This is a genomic window from Pseudomonas sp. GXZC (assembly GCF_026967615.1).
Classification (GTDB): domain Bacteria; phylum Pseudomonadota; class Gammaproteobacteria; order Pseudomonadales; family Pseudomonadaceae; genus Aquipseudomonas; species Aquipseudomonas azotoformans_A.
Map to the genome: position 1 here is coordinate 4,873,479 of NZ_CP114115.1, position 26,998 is coordinate 4,900,476.

Annotated in this window: 22 protein-coding genes and 2 pseudogenes; 5 read left to right on the forward strand and 19 right to left on the reverse strand. The window is 60.8% G+C overall.

The annotated features are described in order from the left end of the window. Nucleotides 1-75: 75 nt before the first annotated feature. The 18 genes and pseudogenes from OZ428_RS22945 to OZ428_RS23030 form a co-directional block, all read right to left on the reverse strand. Nucleotides 76-3,366: a transporter substrate-binding domain-containing protein gene (locus tag OZ428_RS22945; protein ID WP_269131404.1), complete on the reverse strand. Its 3,291-nt coding sequence runs from the start codon at nucleotides 3,364-3,366 to the stop codon at nucleotides 76-78. Beyond that, nucleotides 3,367-3,992, reverse strand: a pseudogene (locus tag OZ428_RS22950) (response regulator). A gap of 150 nt (nucleotides 3,993-4,142) precedes the next feature. Further along, on the reverse strand, nucleotides 4,143-4,964 hold the full coding sequence (locus OZ428_RS22955) for an EAL domain-containing protein (protein ID WP_051421946.1): 822 nt from the start codon (nucleotides 4,962-4,964) through the stop codon (nucleotides 4,143-4,145). Nucleotides 4,965-5,074: 110 nt separating this feature from the next. Next, complete coding sequence (locus OZ428_RS22960; protein ID WP_269131405.1) at nucleotides 5,075-6,091, reverse strand: fimbrial protein; 1,017 nt, start codon at nucleotides 6,089-6,091, stop codon at nucleotides 5,075-5,077. Further along, nucleotides 6,088-6,813, reverse strand: a complete 726-nt coding sequence (locus tag OZ428_RS22965) for a fimbrial biogenesis chaperone (RefSeq protein ID WP_269131406.1) — start codon at nucleotides 6,811-6,813, stop codon at nucleotides 6,088-6,090. The genes OZ428_RS22960 and OZ428_RS22965 overlap by 4 nt, the downstream gene beginning before the upstream one ends. Nucleotides 6,814-6,846: 33 nt before the next feature. Beyond that, nucleotides 6,847-9,288 carry a fimbria/pilus outer membrane usher protein gene (locus tag OZ428_RS22970; RefSeq protein ID WP_330911109.1) on the reverse strand — a complete coding sequence of 814 codons (2,442 nt, stop codon included), beginning with the start codon at nucleotides 9,286-9,288 and terminating at the stop codon, nucleotides 6,847-6,849. 83 nt (nucleotides 9,289-9,371) lie between these two features. After that, the gene (locus OZ428_RS22975; RefSeq protein WP_033897128.1) at nucleotides 9,372-9,905 is read right to left on the reverse strand and encodes a fimbrial protein; all 534 of its coding nucleotides are present in this window, start codon (nucleotides 9,903-9,905) and stop codon (nucleotides 9,372-9,374) included. A gap of 300 nt (nucleotides 9,906-10,205) precedes the next feature. After that, a complete protein-coding gene (locus OZ428_RS22980) occupies nucleotides 10,206-12,707 on the reverse strand; it encodes a fimbria/pilus outer membrane usher protein (protein WP_269131408.1) in 2,502 nt (833 codons plus the stop codon). 75 nt (nucleotides 12,708-12,782) lie between these two features. Beyond that, on the reverse strand, nucleotides 12,783-13,526 hold the full coding sequence (locus OZ428_RS22985) for a fimbrial biogenesis chaperone (RefSeq protein WP_269131409.1): 744 nt from the start codon (nucleotides 13,524-13,526) through the stop codon (nucleotides 12,783-12,785). Nucleotides 13,527-13,580: 54 nt separating this feature from the next. Continuing rightward, complete coding sequence (locus tag OZ428_RS22990) at nucleotides 13,581-14,129, reverse strand: fimbrial protein (RefSeq protein ID WP_033897130.1); 549 nt, start codon at nucleotides 14,127-14,129, stop codon at nucleotides 13,581-13,583. Between the two features lie 254 nt (nucleotides 14,130-14,383). Next, nucleotides 14,384-15,448 carry a fimbrial protein gene (locus OZ428_RS22995; RefSeq protein WP_269131410.1) on the reverse strand — a complete coding sequence of 355 codons (1,065 nt, stop codon included), beginning with the start codon at nucleotides 15,446-15,448 and terminating at the stop codon, nucleotides 14,384-14,386. 157 nt (nucleotides 15,449-15,605) lie between these two features. Next, nucleotides 15,606-16,232, reverse strand: coding sequence for a response regulator transcription factor (locus OZ428_RS23000; RefSeq protein WP_269131411.1), 627 nt, complete (start codon nucleotides 16,230-16,232; stop codon nucleotides 15,606-15,608). Nucleotides 16,233-16,365: 133 nt separating this feature from the next. Then, nucleotides 16,366-16,875, reverse strand: a pseudogene (locus tag OZ428_RS23005) (GNAT family N-acetyltransferase). Between the two features lie 39 nt (nucleotides 16,876-16,914). Then, entirely contained in the window at nucleotides 16,915-17,592 is a 678-nt protein-coding gene (locus OZ428_RS23010; protein WP_269131412.1) for a hypothetical protein, read from the reverse strand. Nucleotides 17,593-17,757: 165 nt separating this feature from the next. Further along, nucleotides 17,758-18,297, reverse strand: coding sequence for a hypothetical protein (locus OZ428_RS23015; protein ID WP_269131413.1), 540 nt, complete (start codon nucleotides 18,295-18,297; stop codon nucleotides 17,758-17,760). 35 nt (nucleotides 18,298-18,332) lie between these two features. Then, nucleotides 18,333-19,277, reverse strand: coding sequence for an alpha/beta hydrolase fold domain-containing protein (locus OZ428_RS23020; protein WP_269131414.1), 945 nt, complete (start codon nucleotides 19,275-19,277; stop codon nucleotides 18,333-18,335). Beyond that, on the reverse strand, nucleotides 19,277-19,717 hold the full coding sequence (gene tspO / locus OZ428_RS23025; protein ID WP_033897135.1) for a tryptophan-rich sensory protein TspO: 441 nt from the start codon (nucleotides 19,715-19,717) through the stop codon (nucleotides 19,277-19,279). Before tspO ends, OZ428_RS23020 begins: the two co-directional genes overlap by 1 nt. Before the next feature lie 65 nt (nucleotides 19,718-19,782). Beyond that, complete coding sequence (locus OZ428_RS23030; protein ID WP_269131415.1) at nucleotides 19,783-20,343, reverse strand: nucleotidyltransferase family protein; 561 nt, start codon at nucleotides 20,341-20,343, stop codon at nucleotides 19,783-19,785. A gap of 179 nt (nucleotides 20,344-20,522) precedes the next feature. On the opposite strand from OZ428_RS23030, the gene OZ428_RS23035 reads away from it, so the two are divergent. Continuing rightward, nucleotides 20,523-20,987, forward strand: coding sequence for a putative adhesin (locus OZ428_RS23035; RefSeq protein ID WP_061449098.1), 465 nt, complete (start codon nucleotides 20,523-20,525; stop codon nucleotides 20,985-20,987). Nucleotides 20,988-20,990: 3 nt separating this feature from the next. Here the strand turns inward: OZ428_RS23035 and OZ428_RS23040 are convergent, their stop codons facing one another. Continuing rightward, the gene (locus OZ428_RS23040; RefSeq protein ID WP_269131416.1) at nucleotides 20,991-21,224 is read right to left on the reverse strand and encodes a hypothetical protein; all 234 of its coding nucleotides are present in this window, start codon (nucleotides 21,222-21,224) and stop codon (nucleotides 20,991-20,993) included. A gap of 550 nt (nucleotides 21,225-21,774) precedes the next feature. Here OZ428_RS23040 and OZ428_RS23045 point away from each other — a divergent pair. From OZ428_RS23045 to OZ428_RS23060, 4 genes are all read left to right on the forward strand, one after another. Beyond that, nucleotides 21,775-23,325 carry a caspase family protein gene (locus tag OZ428_RS23045; RefSeq protein ID WP_269131417.1) on the forward strand — a complete coding sequence of 517 codons (1,551 nt, stop codon included), beginning with the start codon at nucleotides 21,775-21,777 and terminating at the stop codon, nucleotides 23,323-23,325. Then, the gene (locus OZ428_RS23050; protein WP_269131418.1) at nucleotides 23,322-24,311 is read left to right on the forward strand and encodes a S1 family serine peptidase; all 990 of its coding nucleotides are present in this window, start codon (nucleotides 23,322-23,324) and stop codon (nucleotides 24,309-24,311) included. The genes OZ428_RS23045 and OZ428_RS23050 overlap by 4 nt, the downstream gene beginning before the upstream one ends. Then, nucleotides 24,308-25,498, forward strand: coding sequence for a hypothetical protein (locus tag OZ428_RS23055; protein WP_269131419.1), 1,191 nt, complete (start codon nucleotides 24,308-24,310; stop codon nucleotides 25,496-25,498). The genes OZ428_RS23050 and OZ428_RS23055 overlap by 4 nt, the downstream gene beginning before the upstream one ends. Before the next feature lie 266 nt (nucleotides 25,499-25,764). Continuing rightward, nucleotides 25,765-26,997 (forward strand): serine hydrolase domain-containing protein, encoded by a 1,233-nt coding sequence (locus OZ428_RS23060; RefSeq protein WP_269131420.1) that lies wholly within the window; start codon nucleotides 25,765-25,767, stop codon nucleotides 26,995-26,997. The last annotated feature ends 1 nt before the right edge of the window (nucleotide 26,998 follow it).

The window sequence follows — 26,998 nt, forward strand, 5'->3', positions numbered from 1 at the left end:
GTTTCGCGACTTGGCCTAAGTGGACCTAGGAAACGTCTCTACGCTTGTAGGAAATTTCCCAAGAACGCCCACACCTCACGCCAGGTAATCCTCCAACTGCTCCGCCAAGTGCTCCATCGACTGTTGCAAGGTATCCACGGCCGCCGTCAGCGCCGCCGCGTCCAGCCCTTGGGCCGCAGACTCAAGGGCCTCGCACGCGTGGATCAAGCCGGCGGCGCTGATAATCCGCGCACCGCCCTTGACCCGGTGGGCCAGGTCAGCGAGCCCTTGCACATCGTGCTGGGTAAACAAGCGCATGAGCTTGGCCATGTCGCCGTCATTGCTCACGGCCAGGTCGCCCAGCAGGCGTTTGACCGACGCCTGGTCGCCACGGGCCAGTTGCTCCAGGCTGCTGATGTCGATGTCTTCCAACGGTGGCATGTCGGCCCGCGCGTCGGGTTGAACCACCGCCTGGGGTTTGACTTGCGCCAAGCGTGCACCCAGGTCCTTGAGGCTAATGGGCTTGAACAGGCAGTCGTCCATGCCCGCCTCGACGCAGCGCACTTTTTCTTCGGCCAAGGCATTGGCGGTAAAGCCCAGCACCAGGCCGCGATGCAAGCCGCGCGCGGCCTCTTCGGCGCGAATCGCCCGCGCCAGCGCGTAGCCATTCATGATCGGCATATTACAGTCGGTGATGACCACATCGAACAGCTCGTTGCGCCAAGCCCGCAGGCCGTGGGCGCCGTCTTCGGCGTCGGTGACCCGGTGGCCCAGGTAACCCAGTTGCTCCGACAACAACAGCCGGTTCGCCGGATAGTCGTCGATCACCAGGATATTCAGGGCCTCGCCAGCCACCTGAGGCTCGGCCTCGACCACCGGGGCGCAGGGTTCCAGGATCGATGCGTCCAAGCGCACTTCAATCTGCGTGCCCTGCCCCAACGTGCTGTCCAGGGTCAGGGTGCCGCCCATCATTTCGCACAGGGTGCGGCTGATCACCAGCCCCAGCCCCGAGCCGCCACGGGGCGCCTGGCCATGGTTGTCTGCCTGGGTAAACGGGCTGAACAGGCGTTGCTGGTCTTGCTCGGAGATACCGCGCCCACTGTCCTCCACGCGCAAGCACAGGGCCAGGCGTTCCTGCCCCGGCAAGACGTACGCCCTGGCGACCAGGCGCACCTGGCCGGCATCGGTAAACTTGATCGCATTGCTCAGCAGGTTGGACAACACCTGCTTGAAGCGCTGCGGGTCGATCAGCACCTCGGTACTGACCTGTGCCTCCAGGTCCAGCTGCAAGCGCAGTTGTTTCTGCCGGGCGAGACCATCGAACACCCGCGCCACCGACTCGATCAGTTCACGCAGGTTGGCCCGCTCCGGCGCCAGCGACAGGCGCCCGGATTCAATGCGCGCAATGTCGAGAATATCGCCAATCAGGTCCAACAAGCCCCGCGCCGCCCCTGAGGCGACTTCGATGGCCGAACGGTCGAGCACCCCCTTGTCGGCTTTTTTCATCGCCAATTCGAGCATGCCGATCACCGCATTCATCGGCGTGCGGATCTCATGGCTCATGGTCGCCAGGAACGTGGTCTTCGCCCGGTTAGCGGCGTCGGCATCATCCTTGGCGACTTGGAGTTCCTGCACCAAGCGCTGCCGCTCGCTGAGTTCTTCGCTCAACGCCCGCTCGGCCTCGCGCCGCTTGCCGATCAACCAGCGCAAATAGCCGATCCAGCCCAAGGCCAGTGCCAGCAATACCGCCGCGATGGCAAAGCCCTGGAGAATCGCGCTGCGATTGCGCAGCCAATAGCTGTCGTCGATGACCACCTCGTTGCGCCAGCGGTTGGTCAGCTCGTCCATTTCCTCGGGGGTGATGCTGAGCAGCGCCTTATCGAGGATCGAATACAACTCCAGCGCGCCGCGATTGGTCGCCAGGGCGATCCGCGCCGGCATCGTCCCCACGGTGCTGGTGACCTGCAAGCGATTGCGGTACTGCCGGGAGATCATGTAGCGCGCACTGATCAAGGAATTGATCGCGCCGTCCACTTCACCCTTCGCCACCATGGCCATGGCATCGACGGCATTTTTCGCCGGCACCAGTTGCACCTGGGGGAACTGCTCCAGCAGGTATTCACGCATCACATTGCCCTGCACCAAGGCCAGGCGCTTGCCGGCCATCTGGTCGAGGGTCTGGGGCTTGTCATCGCCGATGGGCGTGACCAGCACAAACGGGTTGGTCAGGTACGGCCGCGTAAAGCGCAAGGCATTTTCACGCTCGGCACTGGGGGTAAAGGCGGCCAGCATATCGGCCTTGCCGCTGGTGACCTGGTCGATCAGGTCCTGCACCGACTCGGCGCGCTGCAGATCGAATTGCAGTCCGGTGCGCAGGCTGACCTTGGCCAGCACATCGGCGCTGATGCCACGAAAGTTGCCGTCTTCATCGACAAACGTCAGCGGCAGGAAGTTTTCATTGATCGCCACCGTCACCCGTGGATGCTGCTCCATCCAGCGCTGTTCACTGTTGCTGAAGTGCAACGTCTGCCGACCCGGCATGCTCGCGCCCCCGGCACTCCAGCGACGCAGGATGGTCATGCGCTCCGCCGCTGGGATCGTCGTGAGCGCCGTGTTGAGGATGCGCAGCAAGCGCTCGTTGCTGCGGCTGACGGCAAAGGCGAACGGCTGCACTTCCATCTGCGAGAAGTCGCTGAGCTGGACGTTGTTCAGGTAGTTCTTGTTGATCAGGTAGTTGGAACTGATGGAGTCGCCCAGGTAGACATCGGCCTGGCCGAACGCAACTGCGCCAATCGCACTCAAGGTCGACGGAAACAGTTGCACGGTCGCCTCGGGGTAAAACGCCTTGACCGCGTCCGGCGGCAGGTAGTGATAGAGCATCGCCACGTGCTTGCCGGCCAGGTTCGGCGGCAGGTTCTGGCTGTCACCGATCCGCGTGACCAATACTGGCTGGTCGTTGGCGTACTCCTGGGACAGGGCCAGCCCAGGGTCTGCGGCCTCAAAACCATTGGCCGTGCCGAGCATGTCGATCTCGCCGCTTTTCAGCGCGGCAATCACCTCGGCGCGCGAGCTGTAGCGGCGCACATCGACCTGCATGTGCAGCAACTGCGCGATCAGTTGTGCATAGTCTGCGGTGATGCCCTGGTAATCGTCACCATTGCCGGTCATGCCGAAGGGCGAGTAGTCCGGGGCCGAAGCGCCTAACACCAGCGTGCGTTTGTGGCGCAGCCAGTTCCAGTCGGGCTCGTCGAGGCTGACCGAGTAATCTTCCACCGTCGAACGCCCGAGCAGATGCAACGACTCGCTGGAGGCCAATACGGGCGGTGCCGCCGCCAGCGCCCCCAGCAACAGCAGGCCGGCCACGTAGGTTCCGAGAAATCGCTTCATCTAGATCAGGCTGTTGCGCTTGGCGAAATCGGCCAGGTACACCACGGACTTCACCTTGAGTTTTTCGATCAGTCGCGTCTTGTAGGTGCTGACGGTCTTGTTGCTGAGCAGCATCGAATCACCGATTTCCTTGTTGCTCAGGCCCAGGGCCAGTTGCTGCAAAATCGTCAGTTCGCGATCGGACAAGCTCTGGATCAACTCCAGGTCCGTCGCATCGGCATCACTGCGCCGCACCGAACTGGTGGCCAGATTGGGAAAGAAGGTATAGCCGCCCATCACCGCTTTGATCGCCTTGACCAACTCGTCCAGGCCATTGGTCTTGGAGATGAACCCGGCCGCACCGGCCTTCATGCAGCGCATCGAATAGAACAGCGCCGACTGGGAGGTCAACACCAGCACTTTGGTCGGCACGCCCAGGCCGCTGATCCGCGAAATCACTTCAAGCCCGTCAACTTGGGCATGGTGATGTCCAGCACCACCAGATCCGGCGCATGCTCGCGCACCAGTTGCACCGCGTCGGCACCGTTGTCCGCCTCGGCCACCACTTCAAAGTGTTCCTGGTTGAGCAACATCTTGACGGAAGAGCGAATGAACGGGTGATCGTCCACAACTATCGCTTTATGCATACAGACCTCTGTAAGACAGCCGACGTACGAGCGTGCCAACGCCATGGACGGCATAAGGCCTCATCCATGAAATGCACCCGCCGAAAATACATGAGCATCGCTCAATTGTAGGAAATTTCCTAAGAATTACCGCGCCGTGCAGGGAAGTTTTCACGGCGCAATGACCGCCTTGTCCAGCCACTGCAACAAGTCCCTTCCGGTCATGGGCCGCGCCAGGTGGTAACCCTGGCCAACTTCGCAGCCGAGTTCCAGCAAACCCGCGCACACCCGAGGGCTGCTGACGCCTTCGATGACCAGGGTCATGTCCAGCGAACGCACCAGCGCCCGTGTACCGGCTACCATCGAGCGGTTACGCAGACGGTCCAGGCGCTGCACGAACTTGCCATGCAGCTTGATCTGGTTGAACGGCAGTTGGCACAGCGACTTGAGCGAGGAAAACCCCAGGCCGAAATCGTCCAGTGACAAACCGCAACCCAGCAGTTTGAGGCGCAGCAGGTTCTCGCGGGTCTGTGGCGCACACACCAGTACGCCGTTTTCCGCCAGTTCGAAGGTGAGTGTCGAACCCTTGAAGCGATGACGTTCCAGGGCCTGCCGGATGTGCTCGACCAACGCCGGGCTGGCCAGTTGCGAGGCATGCAGGTTGAACGCCAGCGTCAGGCTCACGCCCTGGTGACGCAGAATCCCCAGCAACCCCAAACCCTGCTCCAGCAATTGCGTGAACATCTGGTCGATCAAATCATAGGCCAGCACCGCCCCCAGGAAATCGGCCGGCAGTAATACACCGCGCGCCGGATGCTCCCAGCGCACCAGGGCTTCCACTCCGGTGACTGCCTTGGTGTGCAAGTGCAGTTGCGGTTGGAACCAGGCGCGAAACTCACCCAGGGCCAGGCCACGGCGCACCTCGTCTTCGGTGGGTAGAAGGCCACGCTCCCCCGCCTGTTTTTCCAGCACCTGTCCTGGTGGAAAGGTCATCGTCTACCCCATCACTCAACCGAACCGAGAGCCGACATAGTGGCGAGCGAGGTGGACACAAGTCGTAGTCTCTATCCGACCAGACTGTAGGAAATTTCCGACACAAACCCTCAGTAGTAAATCACCTGCACCACCATCACGGCTTCGAACGGCCCGACCTGCGGGTCGCCCAACGCCACGACGGAGGCGCTGAAGGGCACGTCGATGTGGCTGACGTTGGCCGCGAACACTGCCAGGGGAAACGGCTCGTTGATCGGCACCAGATTGTTGCGGGCGTCGCGTACCTGGATGCCGAACTGGCTGTCCGCCTTCGGCAATACGTTGTAAAGGCCCTGCTGATTGGCCGTCACCAGCGTGGCGCCGATATTCAGGGCGGTACTGCACTTTTTCTCCAGGGCCAGGCTGAACGGCTTGGTAGGGTTGGGCGGCGAGAAACCGATGGTGGTTTTCTGGATCACGCCGAAATCCACAATGCCCGGTTCCGGGGTCACGGTGACGTCCACGGTGCACGCGGTGCCGACGATGTTCTGCAAACCACTGAGCTGGAAACGGAAGTTGCCGGTCGGGTTACTCGGCCCACCGTTAAGACCATACAGGCCGTCAAACTGGAACACATCGTAGGTGTCCTGTGAGGGTCGCTGCAGCGGCTGCAGCCCACGCTTGCGAATCACCACCTGGAACGCGATGCTCGGTCGGGCCAGGGAACATGGCAGCATCTCGGCATTGTTGGTCGCCCCAGGACAGCCACGGGAAATGAACCCGGTGTTCACGCCCTGGGTCGGGTTGGAACTCCAGTCGCCGTCCCAAGCCGTGACCTGCCGGTAGACCAAACCAAACTCGATACCCCAGGCCGTCGCGTTGAGGCCCGCAGGGTTACCGTAGAAATAGATCGGGTCATCTTCCAGGTAGTGGAGGTCGCGCAGCTTCCAGCAGTCGGCCGGCACCACATGGGTCTTCGAACGCCAAATGATCGTGCCGTCCGGCACCGTATCCGGCACCGACACCGGGCCGATGTACTCACTCAGGTAACTGCCGTCATCCAGTGACTTGCACAACAGCGCCCATGACGCCTGGGAAAACACCAGCAACAACGCCGCCAGGCACAGCCTCGGGCCCCAACCGGTCATGGCTTCACTGCCTGGCACGCGGTGGCGGTGCAGGTGAACGGCGTGTCGGTCTGCCCGCCGAAATCATTCATGTTCGACACTCGCAACTCGCTGAACCCAAGGCTGGCCAACGGCAAACGTGCGCTGGCATGGGGTGCGATCATCACCGTCTCCACCGGCATCTTGGTTTTCTGCGGGCCCACCAGCAGGCCGACTACGGTGATGTGGAACGGCGTCGGGTTGCTCACTTGCAATTGTTTGGCCGCCGGGTCGATCACCAGGCTCAGCCCCTCGGCCATGTCGGCGCCGCGCTCGCGCTTCACCGAGGCCGGGCGATAGAACAATTTGATCTTCGACTGCAAGGCAATCTGCATCGCATTGACCGCCTCGCTCTTGGGCGGGATCTCGCGGATGTTGAGGTAGAACACCGATTCACGGTCCGTGGGCAGCGTGGTCTGCGGCAATTTCACAATACGCAGCACGCTGCTCTCATTCGGTTCGATGCGTTGCAGCGGCGGCAGCACCATGAACGGCGTGGTGATTTTCTTGCCCTGCTCGTCCTCGATCCAGGACTGCACCACAAACGGCAGTTGCAGGTTCTTGTTGCTGACCGTGACACTCACCGAAGTGGCGCTTTCTTCGAAAATCACGCGGGTGCGGTCCGGCACCACGGCCGCGTTGGCCAGCACAGGCACACACAGCACGGCCAGGCGCACGATACGGTTGAACATCAATCGAGACATCAGGGAACACTCCAAGTCAACGGATTAGGGGGATCACAAACACCGCACGGGTGTGGGGATGTTGGTCACGACGTCTTCCGGCGGCAGCACCGCCAACGCGCAGAGATGGCTGTCGTCCCAGCGTGCCACCAGCTCGGCCCCGGCCTTGGCGCCAAGCAAATACGTGATGCCCGCCTCCCCGACGATGCCGACTTCCTTGTGGGTGTGTTTGTCCTGCACCGAGGCCCCGAACGGCACCACCTGGCCGTTGGCCTGGGTCAGTTCGACATAGGCGTTGTAGCCCTGGGCGGCAGCGAAGTTGACGTAGCCGATGGCACCCTCGGTCAACGCCAGGCGCTGGATCGGGTTGGACACTTCGGTCTTGAGCGGCAGTTTTTCGATGTTCACCCGCGCCTCATAGGCCTGGAATGCCGGCAACCCATCCATCACCGTGTAGCCGTCGCGGTTGGAGCGCGCCTGGCCGGTGAAGGCCACGTCCGGCACGCCGTCGGTCGACACCAGCAACCGCGTATCGCCATTGGAGCCATTGCCATGGGCCGTGACGCCGTAGCGGGTCACCACCAACGAGCTGTCGAACTCGCCGGTCAGCGAGCGGTAGGTGCTGCCATCGGTGGTGGCCGAGGCATTGGCGCGGTAGGTGGACGCACGCTTGCCGACATAGGCATTCACGTATTGGTTGTCGCCCATGCCGCCGTACACCTGGTAATTCATGCCTTCGCCATCGTCGTGGCTGTAGCCGACACTGGTTGACGTTGCGCCGGGGCTGGCGCGCTGCACCGTCGCGGACATCATCGAATTGCCCCCCAGCGGCACGCTCACCCCCAGGTACAGCTGGGTGTCGCGGTTCTGCGCGTTGCGGGTCTGGAACGCCGACAGGTTGACGTTGATGTTCTTCACATTGCCCACGGCAAAACTGCGCGCCAGCGACAGGCCAAAACGGTCCGAGGGCGCGGCGTCCCAGTAGGTGGAATGGTCAAACGACAGGCTGGTGGACAGCCACGCAAAGCGCTTGGCAAGCATCACCGAATAACGCTGCTTGCCGGCATTCAGCGAATAGGCATCCGGATCCCCGACAAACTGCGAGAAGTTGGTGAAGGTGCGGTCGGAAAACCGGTAGCCGAGGAAGCGCAAATCGGTGCCAATCGCATCGAAATGCTTGGAGTAGTTGATGCGGTAGGAGTTGCCCACCACGGTCTCGGCGCTGTTGCGCAGCGTGGCCCTGGAGGTGGTGACGTCGGCGGAAATCGCGCCGAACACGCCGAGGTCCTTGCCCAGGCCCACAGCATGGGAGAGATAGCCGCTGGCCGCCAGCACGCCGCCGTAGAGTGTCCAGTCCTGGGACAAGCCGTAGGCCAGTTCGGACGCCACGAAACCCGGCTCGGTGCCGCCCTTGCCGGTCAAGCGCGGCTGGCCCGCCGACACTTTGTAGCGCAATTCGCCCTCACGGGACAGGAACGGCACCGCCGCCGTGGTCACGGTAAAGGTCTGCTCGGTGCCGTCTTCCTCATGCACGGTCACGTCCAGCGTGCCCTGCACACTGCTGTTGAGGTCCTGGATGCTGAACGCGCCCGGCGTCACCGTGGTGGAATACAACACGCGGCCCTGCTGGGCCACGGTCACCCTTGCGTTGGTGCGCGCCAGGCCGCTGATCAACGGCGCATAGCCACGTAGATTGGGCGGCAGCATGCGGTCATCGCTGCTCAGGCTCACCCCGCGCAGGGCGAAGGTGTCGAACACGTCGGAGTTGAGGTAATCCTCACCTACCGAAAGTTTCGAGCGAATCGACGGCAGCGCGCGGTAGGCGTACAGCCGGTTGAGCTGGAACGCCTGCTCATTGCCACGCCCGCCCTGGCTGCCGCTGTCTTGCTGGGCCTGGTAGTCGGCCCGCAGGCGCCAGGCATCGATGTTCAAACCAGCGGTGCCGTAGCTCTGCAATACCGTGGAGTTGCCGCTGGTGGTGGACTGGCGCTGGTTGGCAATCACCCGGTAATCCAGCAGCGCACCGTCCAGCCCGTCGCTCCAGGCGGCGGGCGGAATGTAGTTGGGGTCGTCATATTCGAACGACGCCTGGGGCAGGCTGATCACCAGCCGGCCCAGGTTCTGCGCGTAGTTGATCGAGGCGTTGGTGATCGCGGTAAGGTCCACGCACTGGCCATCGGCAAGGCGCGGCAGGCTTTCGAACAATTCGGGCTTTAGACCGAAGGTCGCCACCAGCGCTTCGGGCAGGCAGGCATAACTGTCCTGCGCCGAACCGCCATTGTTGAATTCAATAGAGCGTGTTCCGAAATAACGTTGGTTGACCACGATATCCACCACATAACTGCCAGGCACCGTGTAGTGCGCTTGGGTGAACTGCCCGAGACTGACGTGATCGTCAGAGTCGATATTCAAGAACTCCGAATTAAATTCCACCGCGAAGGAATAACGCGCGCAGGAAAGTAATACGCAAGACACGAAAAGTTTGCGACAGCCCACGGAAATAACCCTTTTATCAACCAGGCAACAGGCAAGAAAAAAGGGGCTCGCGCCCCTTTTTCATCACAACCGATAAAGCACTATCAGTTGTAAGCCACGGTGAAGTTGGCAACGCTGTCCGCTTCACCGGTGGTCACGGTGGCGGCGGTGGCTTCGTACATGGCGGCGAAGGTCACGGTGTTGTTGCCGTTCTGCAATACCACCGGTGCAACTTGTTCCTTACCGTTGTCGAGCATCTCGCCGGCGCTGGCCTGCAGGCGGATACCGACGTTCTGGGCCAGGCCGGTGGTGGCGAACAGGCCCGGCACCGCTGGGTCTTGCACGCCGCTGAAGGTGAAGCGTGCGTTCTGCTGGGTGGAGGTATCGCAGTCGGTCAGGATGATGTCGAACTTGGTCGGCGTGGAGCGATCACCGACGGCGCGGAACTGGTTCGACGGCACCTGGCCCAGGGAAACGGTCTGGTCCAGGGAATTGGCGTCGATGCCGCAGGCGCCCGAAACGATCTCACCGATGAAACGCACGGTGCCTGGGTTACCGCTCGCCGGCGTGGCCGCGTTGGCGAAGGAAGCAAGGCCCATGGCAACAGCAGCGGCAGTAACAGCGACAATCTTTTTCATGAGTTCAACTCTAGGGTTAATTATGGTTAGGCCCAGAAACCCGACTTCCCAAACAGACACTACCGACACTTATCTAAATCCCCATCCCGAAGAACAGCGCGCATCCGTTAAAACACGTTAAGTGTTTTGGCTGTTCGTTCAGTTAAAGCGTCGCTAACAACCTGGCTATTGAAGAAGTTCAAACATCTCTATGGCGGGAGGAATCATGAGCGTCGGCCTTACTTGGAAATGTAAGTTCCTTCCCCGCAAACTGTAGGAATTTTCCCGGCGAATATTCCTTCAGATAAAGCCTCTTCCACTTCAAGGTGCCTTGCAGATCGCCTCCATCACCCGATAGCCATCCACTGGTGCGGTCTGGCTGATATCCAGCTCGACCGTGCAACGCTGCGCGGCTTTCTCGCCCCACTTCATGCTGTAGACCTTGCCCTCGTCGACCGCGATCAACACTTGCCCGGCCTGCCCGACCACACCTGCGCTCACGCCCTTGTCGTCGAGCACCGTGGTGCCAAACGGCGGCAACGAACCATCCTGCAAGCGCACACTGAGCACGACCTTTTCCGAGCGACGCGCGGCAAACGTCGCCTTGACCACTGCGCCACGGCGCGGCACCACATTGGTCACGCCGTCGTCGATGTCGACGCTGGTGTCCAGCTCGCCGGTGTCCAGGGCCACGCGGTTCTTGCGATACGGCGTCACGTAGGGCACCAGCGCATAGCCCTTCTTGTTGGTGAGGGTGCCGGGAGCATTGAGCACGCCAACATTGGGGGTGTCCTTGATTTCCACCAGGGCCACGGTTTCGCTGAGGGTCTGGCCGAACTCCACGCCATCGCCATGGGCCAGTACCGAACCCGATGCACTCACCGAAGCCTGCCGGTAGCCATTGCCCACGCTCACACCTGCGCCCAACTGGGCATACGGCGCACGGTAACCGACCAGTGCCGAGCCATTGTTGCCGGCCAGGTCCGAGCGGTTGGCGTTGACGTTGTACGTCAGGTTGCCGTCGTTGCCGCTGAGGCCGGCACGCTGGTCCAGGCTGCCGTCATTGTTGCGGGTGACCGAGTAAGTAGCCGTGCTGCGGGTCTGGCCGATGGGCATCGACACGGTGAACACCACCTGGTTGTTCTCGCCGTAGTTGTCGGTGAGGGTCTTGCTGGCATACACGCCGTAGGTCACGCCTTTGTGCTGGGTGTTGAAGCCCAGTTGCATCTGTTTGTCCTGGCGCGAAGCCCCCCAATAATGCTGCTGGCTCATGTTGAGGTAGAACGAGCCACGGCTGCCCAGGGCCTGGTTGACACTGGCCTCGACCTTGCTGCGCTTGGACAGGCCGAAATAGTCGTTGGGGTCCTGCAGGCGCACGGCCTCCTCGAAGTCGCGATAGCCCTCGGTGGAATAGCGATACCCGGCGAAACGCACCGAAGTGCCGGTCTCGAAGGCCTTGCCATAACGCACGCTCACGCTCTGGCCTTTTTGCTGGCCGCCCTGCGCCTGGGGCACATCCGCCTGGGCCTGGGTGACATCCACCGACACCGCCCCCAGGCTGCCCAGGCTCTTGCCGACGCCCACCACCCCGGCGCGGTAGAAATCCGCGCCCAGCAGGCCGCCGTACAGCGTCAGGTCAAAGGGCAAGCCGTAGGCCAACGAAGCCTGGGCGAACGACGGACGCTGCCCGCCGTCCACGGCGTTGTATTCACCCAGGGTCATGCTGTAGCGCCAGGTCTTTTCTCGCAGCATATTGCCGAGGGTGGCGTAGGGTTGGGTAAAACGGCGCTCGCGGCCGTCGGCCTCGGTAATGATGATTTCCAGGTCGCCGCTGCCCGAGGCGGCGTTGAGGTCATCGATCTCGAACGCGCCGGGGGCCACGTAGGTGGTGTAGAGGGAAAAGCCGTTCTGGCGCACTTCAACCTTGGCCTGGCTTTCGGCAATGCCACGGATGATCGGCGCGTACCCCTGCATCGAGTCCGGCAACATGCCCATGTCCGACGCCACCTGCACGCCACGAAACGGGATGCTGTCGAACACATCCCCCGGCGTGAAACTCTCGCCCAGGGTCAGGGTGCCTTTGAGTGCGGTCAGGTCACGTTGCGCGTAGGTGTTGCTGCGCTGCCAATCCTGCTGGCCCTCCTCATCCTGGCGAAACGAAGAACTGCTGCGAAAACGCCAGTCGCCCAGATTGAAGCCGCCATTGGCATACAGGTTGTACTGGCTGCCGCTGCCGCGCCAGTCAGACTGGGTCTGCGCTGCGGAAAACTGATAGTTGAGCATCGCTGCGTTGATGCCACGGTCCCAGTCCTGGGGTGCGACATAACCGGCCGCATCCCGGCGCAGGGCGATCTGCGGCACGCTGATATCGAGGGCCAGGTGGTTGGCGTCGAAACTCACCGACGCGCCCTCGACCATGGCCGCCAGGTCAATGCATGCCGGCAACGCTTCACCCGGCACCTGGAACGCCTCCAGCTTCACGCCCAGTTCCTTGAGAAACGCCTCGGACAAACAAACCCGTACTTCACCGCTGGCTTCATCCTTGGCGAAGGTCATGTCGCGGCGATCGAAAAAGCTCTGGTTCAGGCGAATCACCACCGGGTAGGTGCCCGGCCCAATGCTGCCGCTGTTGGCGATGGCATCCAGGTCCAGGTTCGGCCCGGCACTGGTACCGCCAAAGGACTGCATGAAACTGGCATCAAACTTCGCCGGCTCTTCGGCAAACGCCACGCCGCCCATCAACGCGGCCAGCACGGCGGCGGACAAGCGCAAAGGCGTGAAGGGCACGGTCAGGCAGTCAAGGTTCAAGGCATAGGTTCGCATGGCAGCACTCAATACGAGGCCATCACGCTGCGGCGGCAACGTGTGGTCAGGTTCGCAAGGGAATGGGCGACAGCGTCAGGGGGCGCTGGTGATGGCGACTTTGCTGGGCTCGCTGTAGCCGCCGAAATCATTGATGGCGGAGAACATCACCTCGCCGGTGCGGGCGGTGAACCCCGGCAGTGCGTAGCGCTGGCGACTCATGGGGGCGACCATTTTCGGCTCGTCCACCTCGACGGTCTGTCCGCCGCCCATGGCCTTCACGCCAATGAACGACACGTAGAAGGCCGACGGGTTGTTCACCTCCAGCAGGGTCTTGCCCTGCTCCTGCACTAGACTCCAACGCAGTTTCGGCAATGCATCCAGCGTATTGCCCTGGAGGCCGGCGGGTCGGTAGAACAGTTTGATGCGGGTGCGCATGGCGATCTTCAGGGTGTTCTCGTCGGCCTTGGCGGCCACCGGAATTTCCTGGGCATTGAAATAGAACACCGACTCGCGGTCCTCGGGCAGCGCGCCCGGCACTTTCTGGATGCGCACCATCTGCTCTTTGTGCGGGTCCAGGCGAAACAGCGGCGGCGTCGCCACGAAGGGGGTCGGCGTGGTGTTGTCATCCGCCTCGGTGTTGACCCAGGTCTGCACCGCGTAAGGTTGAGCGGTGGTGTTGCCAACGGTGATAGAGGCGTCGCGCTTGTTGCCGTCGAACACGATGCGCGTGCCGCCGAGCATCACACCGGCCTGGCTGATGCCGCTGAGCAGCATCAGGGCAAGTAGCGCCGTGGTTTTGAAAGGCGTGGTTTTGAAAGGGGTCGCAAAACGTTTCATCTCGATCCTCCTCTTGGCGCCCCAACCCAAATGGGCCGGGGCGTTGCACAGGGCTTACTGGTAGTCGACGGTGAACGCCGCCTTGGCATTGGCCGGGCCCGCCGTGGCCGCGCCGGTGGCGATGTAGTTGGCGGTGAAGCGCAGCGGCTGGGTGAGGTCCAGGTACGGCGAGGACTCCAGGCCCACTTGCACGTCCTTGCCGGTGGCGTCTTTGATCTGCACGGCGACGTTGGTGGCCACACCGGCTTCCGGCGACAGGCCGATCCACTGGCCGCTGGCACCGGCGTTGCCGCTCAGGGACAGGAACTTCACCACGGCTTTCTTGCCGGTCACGCTGCAGCCTGGGGCGGTGGTGTCGATGGTCAGGGTGAACGCGCCACCGCCTGCCACTTGGCCGGCCGACGCCAGGGACGTCACGGGCACGCTGCCCAGGCCCACATCACCGGCGCCGGCCGAACCGTTGAGGTCCTCGACCACCACCGGGCAGGTGTTGTCGGTGACGCTGCCGATGAAGTTGATTTCGCCGTCGGCCGCCAATGCAGCCTGCGAAGCACCTGCCAGAACCAGGGCGAGGGTCAAACCTTTGAGAGCAAACTTTTTCATGATCACATCCACAGTTATGAAGGAGTGTCTGGTGGCCGAATGAAGGCCTTCAGACTCGGCGACGTGGCGGCCCAGGTAAGGGTCAGCGCGTTTCGTCTGGGTTCATTATCGAAAGATGGGCAGTACGGCTATGTAGGAAACGTCGCCTCACTTGTAGGAAAATTCCCACAAAAAAGTTCCGGACATTCACCCAAAAAAAACCACGCCACAGGCTCGATGAACCGGTGGCGTGGTGGGTATTGCGCTGGGAAAGCTCAGCGATAGGTCACGGAAAAGCTCGCGTAGCCATTCGCTGAGCCCGGTGTGGGCGTTGGTCCGTCGGCGGTCTGGATATACCGCGCCTTGAGCGGCACCGTGGTGGTGCCATTGACGATCTGCGTGAGCCGCACCGGCTGGCCCAGGTTCATCGGCGTGTTGTCGTTGCGCAGCACTTGGATGGCCACGCCTTGGGCCGTGGAATCGCTCGACAAACTCAAGATGCCGTTGGCCGCGTCGAGGATGTTCGAGGTCTTGTTGCCATCGATCTGGATATTGGCGTAGTTGCCATTGAAATAGCCGTTGGCGTTGCTCGGATAGTTACTGCCGGCGATGCAGGAGTTGAGCGTGATCGCGAACGGCTGGGCCGGCGTGGTGGAGTTTTTACCGTTGAACACGCGTTTCTCCCAGGTGCCCATGGGCACCGTGATCTGGTCACCCGGCGCCGTCGGCATGGAGCAGCCGGCCACGGTCACGGTGGCGGTGAACGTCAGGTCGAAGATATGACCACGGTCCGAATCGCCCTTGGCCACCAGTTGATTGATGGTGTGGGTGCCGGGGGCAATGTCGCCGGTCTTGACCAGCGTATAGCGCATCAAGGCGCCGCTCATGCCACTGAGGGCGTAGGAAATATTCAGGTTGAGTTCGAACGGGACAAACCGGCTCGGGTTGTCCGCCTGCCCCTGCCATTGAGTGGCGAACCCGGTCATGTAAATGGCCAGGCCGACGCCCGGCACATTGGTCTGCAACAGCGAACTGGCCGGCACCCGTACCACGTCCACCGGGATATTCGTGGCCAGCGGGCCGATCAGCGTGGTGCTGTAGCGCGCGACCAGGCCACACACCAGGCGGTCATTGAACGGCACCGTGCGGATCGGTGCGTTGTTGTTGAGGGTGGTGCCGATGGGCACGTCACGCGGCGCGAATACCGTGCCGGCGGCCAACGTAAGTTGCTTGGGGGTGCCGTTGCCAGAGTCCCAAGTACAGGCCGCCATGGCCGGCGACGCCGCCAGCGCCAGAGCCGATACTGCAAAACACTGTGCGAAGGTTGACTTGATGTTCATGTGTGAAGCCCTGATGAAAGCGACGGCCTGCCAGGGGTGTCGCCTGTTGATCGAGGCCCGGCCCACAAGCCGGATGAGCCACGATTATCGGCACTGGACATCACCTAACCCGTAGCTTCCTTCCCACCAATCTGTAGGAAATTTCCCACGCACAACCTCACACCAAATCGTTACGCCGGGCGAATTCCGCCAGGTACACCACCGACTTGACGTTGAGTTTTTCGATCAGGCGGGTCTTGTAGGTGCTGACGGTCTTGTTGCTGATCCGCAGCGCCTCACCGATCTGCTTGTTGCTCAGGCCCAGGGACAACTGCTGCAAGATGCTCAGCTCACGCTCGGACAACCGCGCAATCAACTCGCCGTCCGTGCTTTGCACATCCACGCGCCGCACCGCGTGAGTGGCCAGGTCGGGGAAAAAGGTATAGCCGTCCATCAGCGTCTTCACCCCTTTCACCAGTTCCTCCAACGCATCGCACTTGGACACAAACCCCGCCGCACCGGCCTTGCGGCAGCGGGTGGCATAGCACTGCGCCGATTGCGCGGTCAGCACCAGCACCTTGCATGGAGGGTTAAGGCGGGTCAGTTGGGCAATCACATCCAGGCCCTCCTGGTCGGGCAGCATGATTTCCAGGATCACCAGATCAGGCGCCCGCTCGCTCGCCCATTGCACCGCCTGCGCGCCGTTGTCGGTTTCACCCACAGCGCCGAACCCTTGCCCGGCCAGCAACGCTTTGACCGATGCGCGGATAAACGGGTGCTCATCCACCACTAACGCGCGATACATACCGCCTCCTTTCCCCTGGGGTTGCCATCCCTTGCGGCTCAGAAGGCCGAAGGGGATGAATGATCAAGGGAAGGAACAACGGGATAGTTAGGTTTCATCCTTCTGATTCGTAGGATTTTTCCCAACACCCCCCCTAAACCGCCGGCGCGAAGCGGTATTCCATGTGGGTGGTCTGCCAGAGAGGGTCGTCTTCGATGTCGATGACGCTGAAGCCTTGGCGCACCCAGAAATCGATGGCACCCGGCAGGAAGGGATGCGTGTGCAGGTAGAGCGCATCGACCCCGTTCTGTCTGGCCAAGGCCTTCAACGCTCGATACAACTGACCGGCCAATCCGCCACGCCGGAACGCCGGAAGCACGAACAGGCGTACCACCTCTACCGTCTTGATCGCGTGATAATCCAACTGAGGAAATCGCTAGTCGTAGGGCAGATAGCCAATAGCGGCAACGATTGCGCCACCGTGGCGGGCAATCAGGAATTGGCCGTCGCCCTGTAGGTAGGTGGATTCAAAGTTCGCCAGGTCGGCAGGCACGCCGGCTGCGCTGAGCTTGGGAAACAGCTCGGCGCGTGCCTGTAAAGTGAAGGCCAGCACCTCGGGGATATCGGTGAGGGTGGCCGCGCGAATGCTGGGTTTTAGCGTCAAATCACCCTCCCACAGCGTGCCCGTTGGCGATTCCACCTGTCAGTCAGGCGCCAGGAATTCACGGAAGTCGCTCTCCAGCATCTGCGCTCTGTGGGTGTGCTTTTTGAGCGCTGCCTCGAAACCTGAAGAGGCCGCTGTTTCAAGGATGGCAATGGCCTTGGCGCGCTCGGCATCACCCACGGCTGCCTGCAGGAAACCGTCGCTACCGGTCACCGCATGGTTCGGAAAAATATTCGGCTGCTCAGACACGGCAAAGATGAACAAGGCGCCCCATGAGTCATAGAGTGCATCGAAGGGTGGCCTGCTGAAGTCCAAGTCCCGATGCTGGTTCATCAGGTAGAAACGCTCCCAGCCCGACTTGCCGCCGAACCGTCGGTAGTCCGTGTCCATGTGGCTGTTGCGGGCAATCAGCCCTTGGCCTGAAAAGGCGACGGCCATGCCTTCATAAAACCATTTCGGCAGATACTCGAAAGGTTCCCGACCACACAGATGTATTTGGAAGAAGTGCACCAGCTCATGGTGGATCAGTTGCTCCAGCGTAGAAGCGGCAGCTGTCAGATCGGACAGATGCTTCTCACCGGAAAAGGTGAGGTGAATGCCCGAGATATCCCCGGTATTGCCCACAAAGCCGCCCAAATGAAACCGACAGTGTGGCTGGGCATGGTCATCACGACTGGAGAACTGCAATTTGCACGCGTCAAAAGCCTTGCTGGCCATGGCTCGCAAGCTATCTTGTACAGTCGGTGTAAATCCGTTCGGCGGGTCAAAAGTGCACTGCATGAACTGTCCCAAATGGCAGGTTGGCGTACTGTCAATTTGAGGGCAATTGTAAAAAAAACAAGCGCGCATTTCAGGCGGCGAATGCGCGAAGTCTCAACCCCGTCACTGGCGCAATTCACACACCGCGTTGCCCTTCATGCCCGACGCATGCACGCTCACATGACGCACACGGAAACCGGGCTTCTGGACGAGCTGCTTGTCTTCCCACTGACCGCCGTTCTCGATCTGGTAACCGATAGCGCCATCGGTTTGCCAGGTCAGGCGTAGGGTATAAACGCCGTTCTGGTCGAGGGTTTGGTGAATCTCCGTATCAATCACCGGCTTGGCCTTGTTGAACGTGCGCAGGTTGAAAATGCGCTGGTCCGTACCGGCCGGCGAATAACTGGAAAGGAACAACGTATCGTCTTCGGCCGCATCCTCGGCGGCCGCAAGGATGACCGAAGGCACCCACTTCTCGCCACGGTCCTGGGTGTCGGTGGTCACCTTGCAGGTCAACTGGCCCTTGCCGGTGACGTCCTGGCGCCAGGCGGTCTCGAAGTAGCCGTAGGGCACGTCGAAACGCAGGGTTTTCTCGGTGACTTGCTCACAGCCGGCCAGCAGGCAAAGCGCCGATAGACCGATGAATCTTTGAAGAACCTTCACGTGCTGTCCTTGGCTTGAATGGGGGGAGCGCAAGGTTACCCGGATGAAGGAAGATTGAGTACTCCCCCACCGACGCGTTGACTGATCCACCGGCGGCTGTAGGCAAGCACACTCGCCCCCATCGCCACCGGAAAATGAATAAACCCATGGGCCGCCTCCGGCAGCAAATGCGCCTCGGCCCCCGGCCATCGCTCGGCTATCAGCAGCGTGTCATCCTTCAACGGGTCCAGCTCACCCACGAACATCAACGCCGGCGGCAAGCCGTCGAAGTCGCCATACAAGGGTGACAACGGCGGCTGGCGTCGCGCCTCATCGCTCAACCCCGGCGTGAGCAGGCGCAGTGCTTCGACCATGCCCGGCCCGTCCAGCAACAAGGTGTCGGGCCCCGCTGTGCGCACGCTGGGTGTGCCGGTCAAGTCGTAGACGCCGTAATACAACACCGCCCCGCTCACCCGCTGGAGCAGCGCTGGCCATTGCTTCAACGCCAGCAAGGTCGCCGCCGCCAGGTGGGCGCCGGCCGATTCGCCAACGACAATCACCGGCAAGCCGGCAAACTCCTCAGTGGTGAGCAGCCACCGCGCCGCCGCCAGGCAGTCGTCCATCAGCCCTTCGACCGGCGTGTCGACCGCCAGCCGATAATCCACCGACACCACCGCCACGTCGCAGGCGTTGACCATGCCCAGGTTGAGGTCGTCATCCATCTGCGCATTGCCGATCACCCAGCCGCCACCGTGGATATCCAGCACCACGCCCTTGGGCTTGCCGCTGGGGCGCAGGATGCGTACGGGGACGGTGTCGACGTAGTGGGTGTCAGCCAGAGGGGCTTTCTTGATCGTTTGACTGACCCGCAACAGCGCCTGGATCAAACGCGGCGTGACGCGATTGCGGATCTTGAAGCGCGGCAACCAGGCGAGCTTTTGGTTGAAGCGCCGCATCTCGGCCCGTTCGGGCTCGCTGGCGGGCCAGGCTTTAACGGCCATCAGCGGTTATTCCGCAGGATCGAGAAGTTCAGCGCCGCCGCCACACACAGCCACGCCAGGTACGGGAACAGGATCAAGCCGGTGATCAAGTCCAACTGCACCGCCAGCACCACCATCGTCGCCACGGTCAGCCACAACACCGCCAGAATCACCATCCCGGCGAGGATGCGATGGGCGCCGAAAAACACCGGCGTCCACAAGGTGTTCAACGCAATCTGCGCCGCCCACAGCGCCAACACGGTTTGGCTGCCCGGAATCAGGCTGAGGCGGTAACCGGCCCAGGCCAGCAGCAGGTAGATAATCGTCCACGCCACTGGGAACAGCCAATTGGGCGGCGTGAAGCTGGGCTTGACCAGGGATTCATACCAGGCCCCCGGTTTAAAGAGCATGCCGGTACTGGCAGCGGCGGCGCAGGCGAGCAGGAAGATGAAGAAGGTCATAGTCGGTCCTTGGCTGGGCATTTCAAGCTTGGACGTGCAGGACGCGGGTAAAAGTTCACCGCCATTCAGGGTTCCACTATTTCCAGCCAAGGCCAGCGCGCCTGATAACTGCGGGCTTTCTGCTTGAACAACTCAGGTTCCGGATGCAGTGGGTTGATGCGCAGCACGCCCTGCGCCACGTCCTCCAGCCCATACGGTGCATACAACTCGCCCGTCGCAACCTCCAAGCCGATGCACGTACCCGCCACCAGGTAACGATCAATCCCCTGTTTGGCCGTGTGCAACTGCGGATAAGGCCGCCCAAAGCGTTCGCCATACCACAGGTGCACCCGCGCCTGGTTCTTTACCTCGACATTGACGCCCAGGTCCTCGAACAACCGCTCGGCCGCCCGGATGACTACGTCTTCGGCCTCGTAGGACAAGTCGGTATCAAAATAGAAAACGTCGTAGTCCTTGACGCCCTGGGCCGCAGGCAAATTCGACTGATGATTCCACACCGCCTGGAACAGGCAGCCCGCCGTGAGAAAGCACTGGTCTACCCCGAGGTCAGGCAGGCGCGCGGTGATTTCGGCGTTGATGGGGTTGGCCATGGCCAGGCTGAGCAAATCGTCGACGGTCAATGTCATGGGCGTTCCTTTCTATCGGGCCAGCGTCAGGCCCCTACTGTAGCGCACCCTCATGACAAGGTTTCTTCGCTATTTTTGCCAGCGGTTGGAATATTCCCCCCACCCCGAACGTTCTGAATTCAACTCGCGCCCTCCTGCGAAGGGGCGCTCGGCACACCTTGAACGAGCGGGGAATCATCATGGCGATTGTATTGTCGGGACATGGCTTGGCCTGCGGGGACGGGTTCCCGCCTTTTGCACTACCGAGGGGGTTTACGCTGTATTTCTGGACCGCCGACGGCATTCCCATCCGCGATAACGTGGCGGGCCGGATCGAAGCCGACCCCGCGTCGATGAACCCGCGCCTGGCCCCTAACGTCGTGTCCCGAGGCGGGCTGGTGAAGGATTACTGGTTGCTGGACTCCACCAACCCGCCGCTGACGATCAACCCCACGCCGCCGCCTCACACGCAGTTGATCGCCGGCGCCGGTGACGTCTGGCGGTTGAGCGAGATCATGGCGTCCTATGAAGCCAAGGGCTGGGGCGACATCAATAACCCCACACCGGTGCATTGGTGCGCCTGCCGCAGCAACTTGCCGGCGCCCGCTTGGCAACAGTCGCTGAGGCCGTTTAATCCGGACCCGAAAAAACCTGCCTGGCGCTAACGCCTAGCCCTTCAATTCAGTTGCCCGATTGCTCGCCGCGTCGTCGTAGGCCACATACAGCGACTCGGCGATCTGGCTTTTGATGGCTTTGGTGGCTTCCAGCCCCAGCACAAACCCTTCGGCCTTGCCGCCGGCACGGTTGAGTTCTTCGTGCGTGGAAGCGCCGGTGATAGCGTCGAGAAGCTTGGTGGCGTGAGGACCGACGCCTTTGGGGAGGGAGATTTGGTCGATGGACATGGGCGATACCTTGCAAGAGGGAGATCGGTAGCGCGTGGAACCACTGCCGGGAGGGCATGGTAGACCTGTTTGGGAGGAAAGGGGCTGGTTTGGGCTTAATTGCGCCTAGCTGGGAGATTTAGCTATCGGCCAACAGCGAACATCCAGGACACACTACCCCTCATCCCGGAGTTTAAGACTCCACCTCGACAATCGCTGCCTATTAATGCCGCTCTCTGACGCAATGAACTCAATAATGCAAATGCTCGCCTCACACGCAGCTTTACATGAGGGGTTCAAAGGTCACTTGCAGAAACAACCGCTAGGCAGGGTGCAAATCATCGCTATTGGAGTAAGCACTAGAAAATCTATTCAGCGCTGGATGATGGCCATTTACTAGCTAATCTTGCTTTGCAAACAGGATTAGGTAAGGCCTCGCGGAATGACATCCCATTTACACGACGCACGGAAGCATCGAGGACCAGGATTTTGGCTTGCCGGGACAGTTCTCTATGCGGGAGCAGCTCTCGCTGATCCGCAGCCCACCCCTACCAGTCCGGAGCTGGCCGCTTTGCCGACCTGGGCCCAAGAACGAACGGCGCCGGTAAAACGCGCACTCGTCGTGGGTATTGGCAGCTACCAACATGCCAACCCTCTGGCCACCCCACCCTTCGACGCGGACCTAGTGTTCAACGCCCTCAAGAAGCTAGACCCACAGACAGATGTAATGCGACCGCCGTCGGACAAGCAATTGGGTCGTAATGACCTGCTGGATCTGTTCGAAAAGTTCAGGGACAACTTGCATCCTGGCGACATAGCCATCGTGTATTTCAGCGGTCACGGAATCGAAGTCGACAGGACCAACTACCTGGTACCCGCAGATGCGCAGCTCAGCCCTCCAGGCGACGAGACAGCGACGTACATCAGCCTGCCATACCTGGTCGAGGAAATTCAAAAAACGGGCGCCGGCACTACGGTCATCATCCTCGATGCCTGCAGGAGCAACCCTTTTTCTGCACCCGTCGCCGATGAAGAGCGACTGGACCCCAAGAGGCTCACCGCTGTAAGGCCTGTACAAGGTATTGCCAGCAATCAATACCAAGCGACCGGCTCGGGTAGCCCGAAGCAGCCAAAAGGCTTCCTCGTCTATTTCGCCGCACAGGCTGGACGCCCTTCTTACAGCTTACTCCTTGGTGATGACCCCAAGTCTGGCAGCATCTTCACCCGCAGCCTGGTGCAGTTGCTGACCACAAAGAACCAGCCGGCCTATCAGATATTCAACTCAACCAGCGGAGTAGTTGCGCGCCTAACACAGAGTCGGCAGGAACCGCTGATTGCCGCATTCAACTCCGGTCAGATCATGTTCATGGACAACCAGAATCTGGCGAAGGACGAGATGGAAAACTGGTTCTACACCGTCGCAAATGCAACCGATGACGAGCTGGTTTCGGCACTCCCGCTGTTCATCGACAACTATCCGGCCGGACCATTCTCAGCCACAGCCCGCAAGCACCTGATGCTACTGAAAAGTACACGTTTAGTGACCACAGCCCTGACCAATAGCAGTCAGATTGATGTCGGAATGCTGGGCGGTTCGCTAAAAACCCCATCAGTAAACGGGCGTATTAACACCACCGCTTTCGCAAACTACGACATCACAGTCAGGAACCGACCTAACAGCACCGAATCCCAAGCGCTCACCTATCTGAAGCAGGGCCAGCAAGTCGAAGTCTTGCAAAGCAAGACGCCTCGAGGCTGGGCGCAGGTCATGCTGCCTGATGGCAAGATCGGCTATGTCGGTAGCGTCAGACTGCAAGACAAAACGGTGGAAGCCATTCGCCTTAAGTCGGACAACTTACCCACTTCGGGCGAAGTATCCACTCTCCAACGTTGGCGTAAGCAGGTGGAGCAGAACCGCGCCACGATCGAAATCAAGGTGGGTGAAGTCGTCGATTCAAATCCAATTCAAGCCTCACGGAGCGCCATGCTCCGAGGTTTGCGACTTCGTGCGCTAATCGAGGCCCAGGGGATCAAGCGGTCCCGTGTGGCCTTGCGCCTGAGCAGCCTCGACGTGCCACAGGATACCGTGAGTATCAGTTTGATGAGAGAGGGTGCGCTATGAAGGGCCGAACTCTGCTGGTTGCGCTTCTGCTACTTTGCGCCAACAGCGCCTTACAGGCCGACCCCTGGACCTGGCCGAGCCAGCCCCGTGGTTCCGACCCTCTTCTCAATGACTATCTGCTCGACCGCTACGGCGTGCAGTTGCTAGAACCCCGAATCATCGGAGGCGATGAAGCGAAGCTCGGCGATGATCCGTGGCAGGTAGGCTTAATCCGAGGCGACAACGTTGGTCTGGACCGCCGCCCATTCTGCGGGGGTGTACTGATCGCTAACACCTGGGTGCTGACTGCGGCCCATTGCGTCGACAAGAACACCCAACCGTTTCAGGTCAGCGTACTGGTCGGAACCACCGACGTCGGTCCGAACGGCGGCGCTATGCGTATCGAAGTGCAAAAAATCATCTTGCATCCCCTCTACCTTTCGGGCGAACCGCCGCGCCATGACGTCGCCTTGCTGCAGTTGGCTTCATCAGGAGCCGGAAAGTTTTCTCTAGCCATTCCCATTCTGCCTAAGGACGGCGAAACAAAGGCCTTGGCCAGTCAGGCGTTTGCCAGGGTTACCGGATGGGGAACTATCGTTGCAGGCGGCGAGCAGGGTGTACGCAAACTGCGCTATATCAATCTGCAGATAGTCTCTGACAACACCTGCAATGACCGTACTAGCTATGACGGAAAGATCACCGACTACATGGTGTGTGCCGGTTTCGCCAAGGACTCCGACCCTAAGGACTCGTGCCAGGGCGATAGCGGCGGCCCTTTGACCGTGCTGTTAGATGGCGAGCGCTATCTCGCGGGTATCGTCAGTTGGGGAGAGGGCTGCGCAAGAAAGGGAAAGCCCGGGGTCTACGCCAAGGCCTCGCGCTACAGAGAATGGATCACCGATTGCCAGCAAGAGAAGGCAACCTGCAAGTCACCCTCCTTCGGCATGAATGGCCGTGACCTACAGCAAGGAAACGTTTCTGTCGTAAAACAAGGAGCAGGAACATGAACACAAAAAGTACCTCAGTGATGCTAGTCGGCACCTTGCTGCTTACGGGTTGCGCGCACCAGGCCAAACCGGAATACATTGCGGCTAGCCCTGTGACCGGACTCCAAATCGCAGTCGGCGACTGTATGGTTGTCCCTGCGCCGATCAAAGCAAAGGCTCAAGATGAAGGTACCAGGGACCTGTTAGCTGCAGGAGCCGCCGCTGTAATCAGTCAGGGAGTTAACTTTCTAGGCAGGGCTGCTACTGCCGCCGGACAGTCGAAAACTTGGAAGATCCAGGGCTCACGCAACTTCCAAACAGCCGACAATCAGTTCCCGAAATGCATCCAGGTCGTTCGTGGCCGGTTCTTCACAGAGGGGCCGTCAGGTACCGCATGGACACCTCCGGAAAACTCAGGTTGGCCGAGTGATACCAAGACAATATTTGCAAAGCGCGGGTTGTACCTGACCGATATGCCGGACTTTCTATTTGAAGGGCAAATTGTTCCCTCGTTAGACAATACGACCTTTGCCATACGACCGGGAATTGCGACCTACTTAGCGCCGATTGACACCCGATTCCTGCGTCCGAGCGAGGAACGCAATATCGCGCTGTTCTTCGCCTTCACGCCGCCAGGCACCAAGCCAACGCTAGACGATAACCCAGGTGCCACCGTGACACTGGGTGCTCTGCAACCAAAGAGTACTCGCAGATATGCAGTCAATGGTGAGACATCAAGCCCCTATGAGTCCGCCTGGTTCTCAGTCAGACGTGAGGATGCCGTCAAGCCGCTGACACTGTCGGTACTGATGACCGAGAGCCAGGGTGAGCAGGCATTCCTGACATTCATGGGCTCGTTGCTCAGCGATCCAGCAGTGGTCGCGGCGGCCAATGCGGAACTTGGCAACCAGCTAATACCGAATGTACGCAAAACAAACGAGAACGCGGCTACGGCCAAGGAAAACGAAGCGATCGTCAAGCGCAACGCGGCGTTTTTGACGGTGCAGGCCAAGTTGAAGGAGTGTGCCAATGCAGCCACGCCCGAGGACATAAAAAAGGCGGCAGAAGAGGCCGCTGCAGCCATGGCGACATACGATGCAGAGGATAGAAAAACGTCCTCGCCTTACGGCGACTTAGACCCCAAGCTGCTCAATCTCAAGGATAAACCGGACAACGTGAAGAATATGTGCAAGAAGCTGCTCCACTAATTCCTGCACGATTGATTCCCAGATCGGTGGCGAATGTATCGTTCGCCACCGCTTTACTTTCAAGCAGGTTTCATTCGAACTTCGCTTCAAAGCTAACGTTCAGTTAGCAAAAAGCTAGCACCCTGCCCCCTGTCCCAATCCCTCGCATCAACCGGCCCGATCCCGCGCGCCAAAAAAAATCACCCACCGCATGCTGGCTCCGGCACGCCAGCGTCGCTGACGTGCAGCAGCCCTTAAGACCGCCCCACAATAACAAAGAGGTTCTTATGCCCGTGCTCCCGCGCTTCAAGCGCCGCGCCCTACCCGTGTTGATGGGCGCCGCAACACTCGCACTGTCGCTGTCCGCCTGCGCGTCCCCGCCCTACCCCCATGCCCAGGAACCGATTGGCGACGTGCAGGCCATCTACGACGGTAAACTCAGCCCCGAACTGGCGGTGACCACCTTCCGCAATACCGACCGCTTGTTCCCAGTGCGCACCATCAAGGCCGGCGGCCATCCGTTCCCGCTGCCGCGCAGCAACCAGCCATTGGCTCCGGTGGCCTTCGACTTCAAAGGCAAGCACTACAGCCTCGACGACTACGTGACGACCAACCGCGTCACCGGGCTGCTGGTGCTCAAGGACGGCAAGATCGTCGACGAGCGCTACGCCCACGGCAACACCGCCGAGACCCGCTGGATGTCGATGTCGGTGGCCAAATCCGTCACCTCCACCCTGGTGGGCGCGGCCCTGCAGGACGGCTCGATCAAAAGCCTGGACGACAAAGTCACCCACTACCTGCCCGCCCTGGCCGGCAGCGCCTATGACCAAGTCACCGTGCGGCAGATCCTGGCCATGCGCTCCGGGGTCAAGTGGAACGAAAAATACACCGACCCCACCTCCGACGAACGCCACCTGATCCAACTGCGCAGCGAACAAGTGACCGGCTCCCTGCTCAAGTTCATGGCCACTCTCTCCACCGCCGCGCCACCGGGCACCCGCACCAACTACAGTACCGGTGAAACCCAAGTACTCGGCCAACTGGTCAGCGCCGCCGTGGGCAAGCCGCTCACCCAATACCTCAGCGAAAAAATCTGGGCGCCCTATGGCATGCAGACCGACGCCAAATGGTGGCTCGACGGCGCCAATGGCAACGAAGTGGGCGGCAGCGGCATCAGCGCGACACTTGAGGACTACGGCCGCTTCGGCCAATTCGTACTCAGCGGCGGCAAGGCCGGTGGCAAGCAGGTATTGCCGGAAGGCTGGATGAATTTTGCCAGCGCTGTCACCGGTTCGGACGCCGCCTACGGCGATTTCGCCTCCATGTGGTGGCCCGGCTGGACCGACGCGTCCAAGGCCGATAAAGCCTTCACCGCAGCCGGAACGTTCGGTCAGTACATTTACATCAACCCGACCAAAAACGTGGTGATCGTGGTGTGGCAGGCCCAAACCCAACCCACTGGCGGCAAAGTGATCAACGACATGGTCGCGTTTGACGCGATTGCCAAAGTGCTGCCGTAAC

What these genes read in the sequence shown, in the direction of transcription:
- OZ428_RS22945 (WP_269131404.1), bottom strand. Translation starts at nt 3,366, where the DNA reads ATGAAGCGATTTCTCGGAACCTACGTGGCCGGCCTGCTGTTGCTGGGG.
- OZ428_RS22985 (WP_269131409.1), bottom strand. Translation starts at nt 13,526, where the DNA reads ATGAAACGTTTTGCGACCCCTTTCAAAACCACGCCTTTCAAAACCACG.
- OZ428_RS22960 (WP_269131405.1), bottom strand. Translation starts at nt 6,091, where the DNA reads ATGACCGGTTGGGGCCCGAGGCTGTGCCTGGCGGCGTTGTTGCTGGTG.
- OZ428_RS22955 (WP_051421946.1), bottom strand. Translation starts at nt 4,964, where the DNA reads ATGACCTTTCCACCAGGACAGGTGCTGGAAAAACAGGCGGGGGAGCGT.
- OZ428_RS23035 (WP_061449098.1), top strand. Translation starts at nt 20,523, where the DNA reads ATGGCGATTGTATTGTCGGGACATGGCTTGGCCTGCGGGGACGGGTTC.
- OZ428_RS23030 (WP_269131415.1), bottom strand. Translation starts at nt 20,343, where the DNA reads ATGACATTGACCGTCGACGATTTGCTCAGCCTGGCCATGGCCAACCCC.
- OZ428_RS22995 (WP_269131410.1), bottom strand. Translation starts at nt 15,448, where the DNA reads ATGAACATCAAGTCAACCTTCGCACAGTGTTTTGCAGTATCGGCTCTG.
- OZ428_RS23060 (WP_269131420.1), top strand. Translation starts at nt 25,765, where the DNA reads ATGCCCGTGCTCCCGCGCTTCAAGCGCCGCGCCCTACCCGTGTTGATG.
- tspO (WP_033897135.1), bottom strand. Translation starts at nt 19,717, where the DNA reads ATGACCTTCTTCATCTTCCTGCTCGCCTGCGCCGCCGCTGCCAGTACC.
- OZ428_RS23055 (WP_269131419.1), top strand. Translation starts at nt 24,308, where the DNA reads ATGAACACAAAAAGTACCTCAGTGATGCTAGTCGGCACCTTGCTGCTT.
- OZ428_RS22965 (WP_269131406.1), bottom strand. Translation starts at nt 6,813, where the DNA reads ATGTCTCGATTGATGTTCAACCGTATCGTGCGCCTGGCCGTGCTGTGT.
- OZ428_RS23000 (WP_269131411.1), bottom strand. Translation starts at nt 16,232, where the DNA reads ATGTATCGCGCGTTAGTGGTGGATGAGCACCCGTTTATCCGCGCATCG.
- OZ428_RS22975 (WP_033897128.1), bottom strand. Translation starts at nt 9,905, where the DNA reads ATGAAAAAGATTGTCGCTGTTACTGCCGCTGCTGTTGCCATGGGCCTT.
- OZ428_RS23050 (WP_269131418.1), top strand. Translation starts at nt 23,322, where the DNA reads ATGAAGGGCCGAACTCTGCTGGTTGCGCTTCTGCTACTTTGCGCCAAC.
- OZ428_RS23020 (WP_269131414.1), bottom strand. Translation starts at nt 19,277, where the DNA reads ATGGCCGTTAAAGCCTGGCCCGCCAGCGAGCCCGAACGGGCCGAGATG.
- OZ428_RS22990 (WP_033897130.1), bottom strand. Translation starts at nt 14,129, where the DNA reads ATGAAAAAGTTTGCTCTCAAAGGTTTGACCCTCGCCCTGGTTCTGGCA.
- OZ428_RS22980 (WP_269131408.1), bottom strand. Translation starts at nt 12,707, where the DNA reads ATGCGAACCTATGCCTTGAACCTTGACTGCCTGACCGTGCCCTTCACG.
- OZ428_RS23010 (WP_269131412.1), bottom strand. Translation starts at nt 17,592, where the DNA reads ATGGCCAGCAAGGCTTTTGACGCGTGCAAATTGCAGTTCTCCAGTCGT.
- OZ428_RS23040 (WP_269131416.1), bottom strand. Translation starts at nt 21,224, where the DNA reads ATGTCCATCGACCAAATCTCCCTCCCCAAAGGCGTCGGTCCTCACGCC.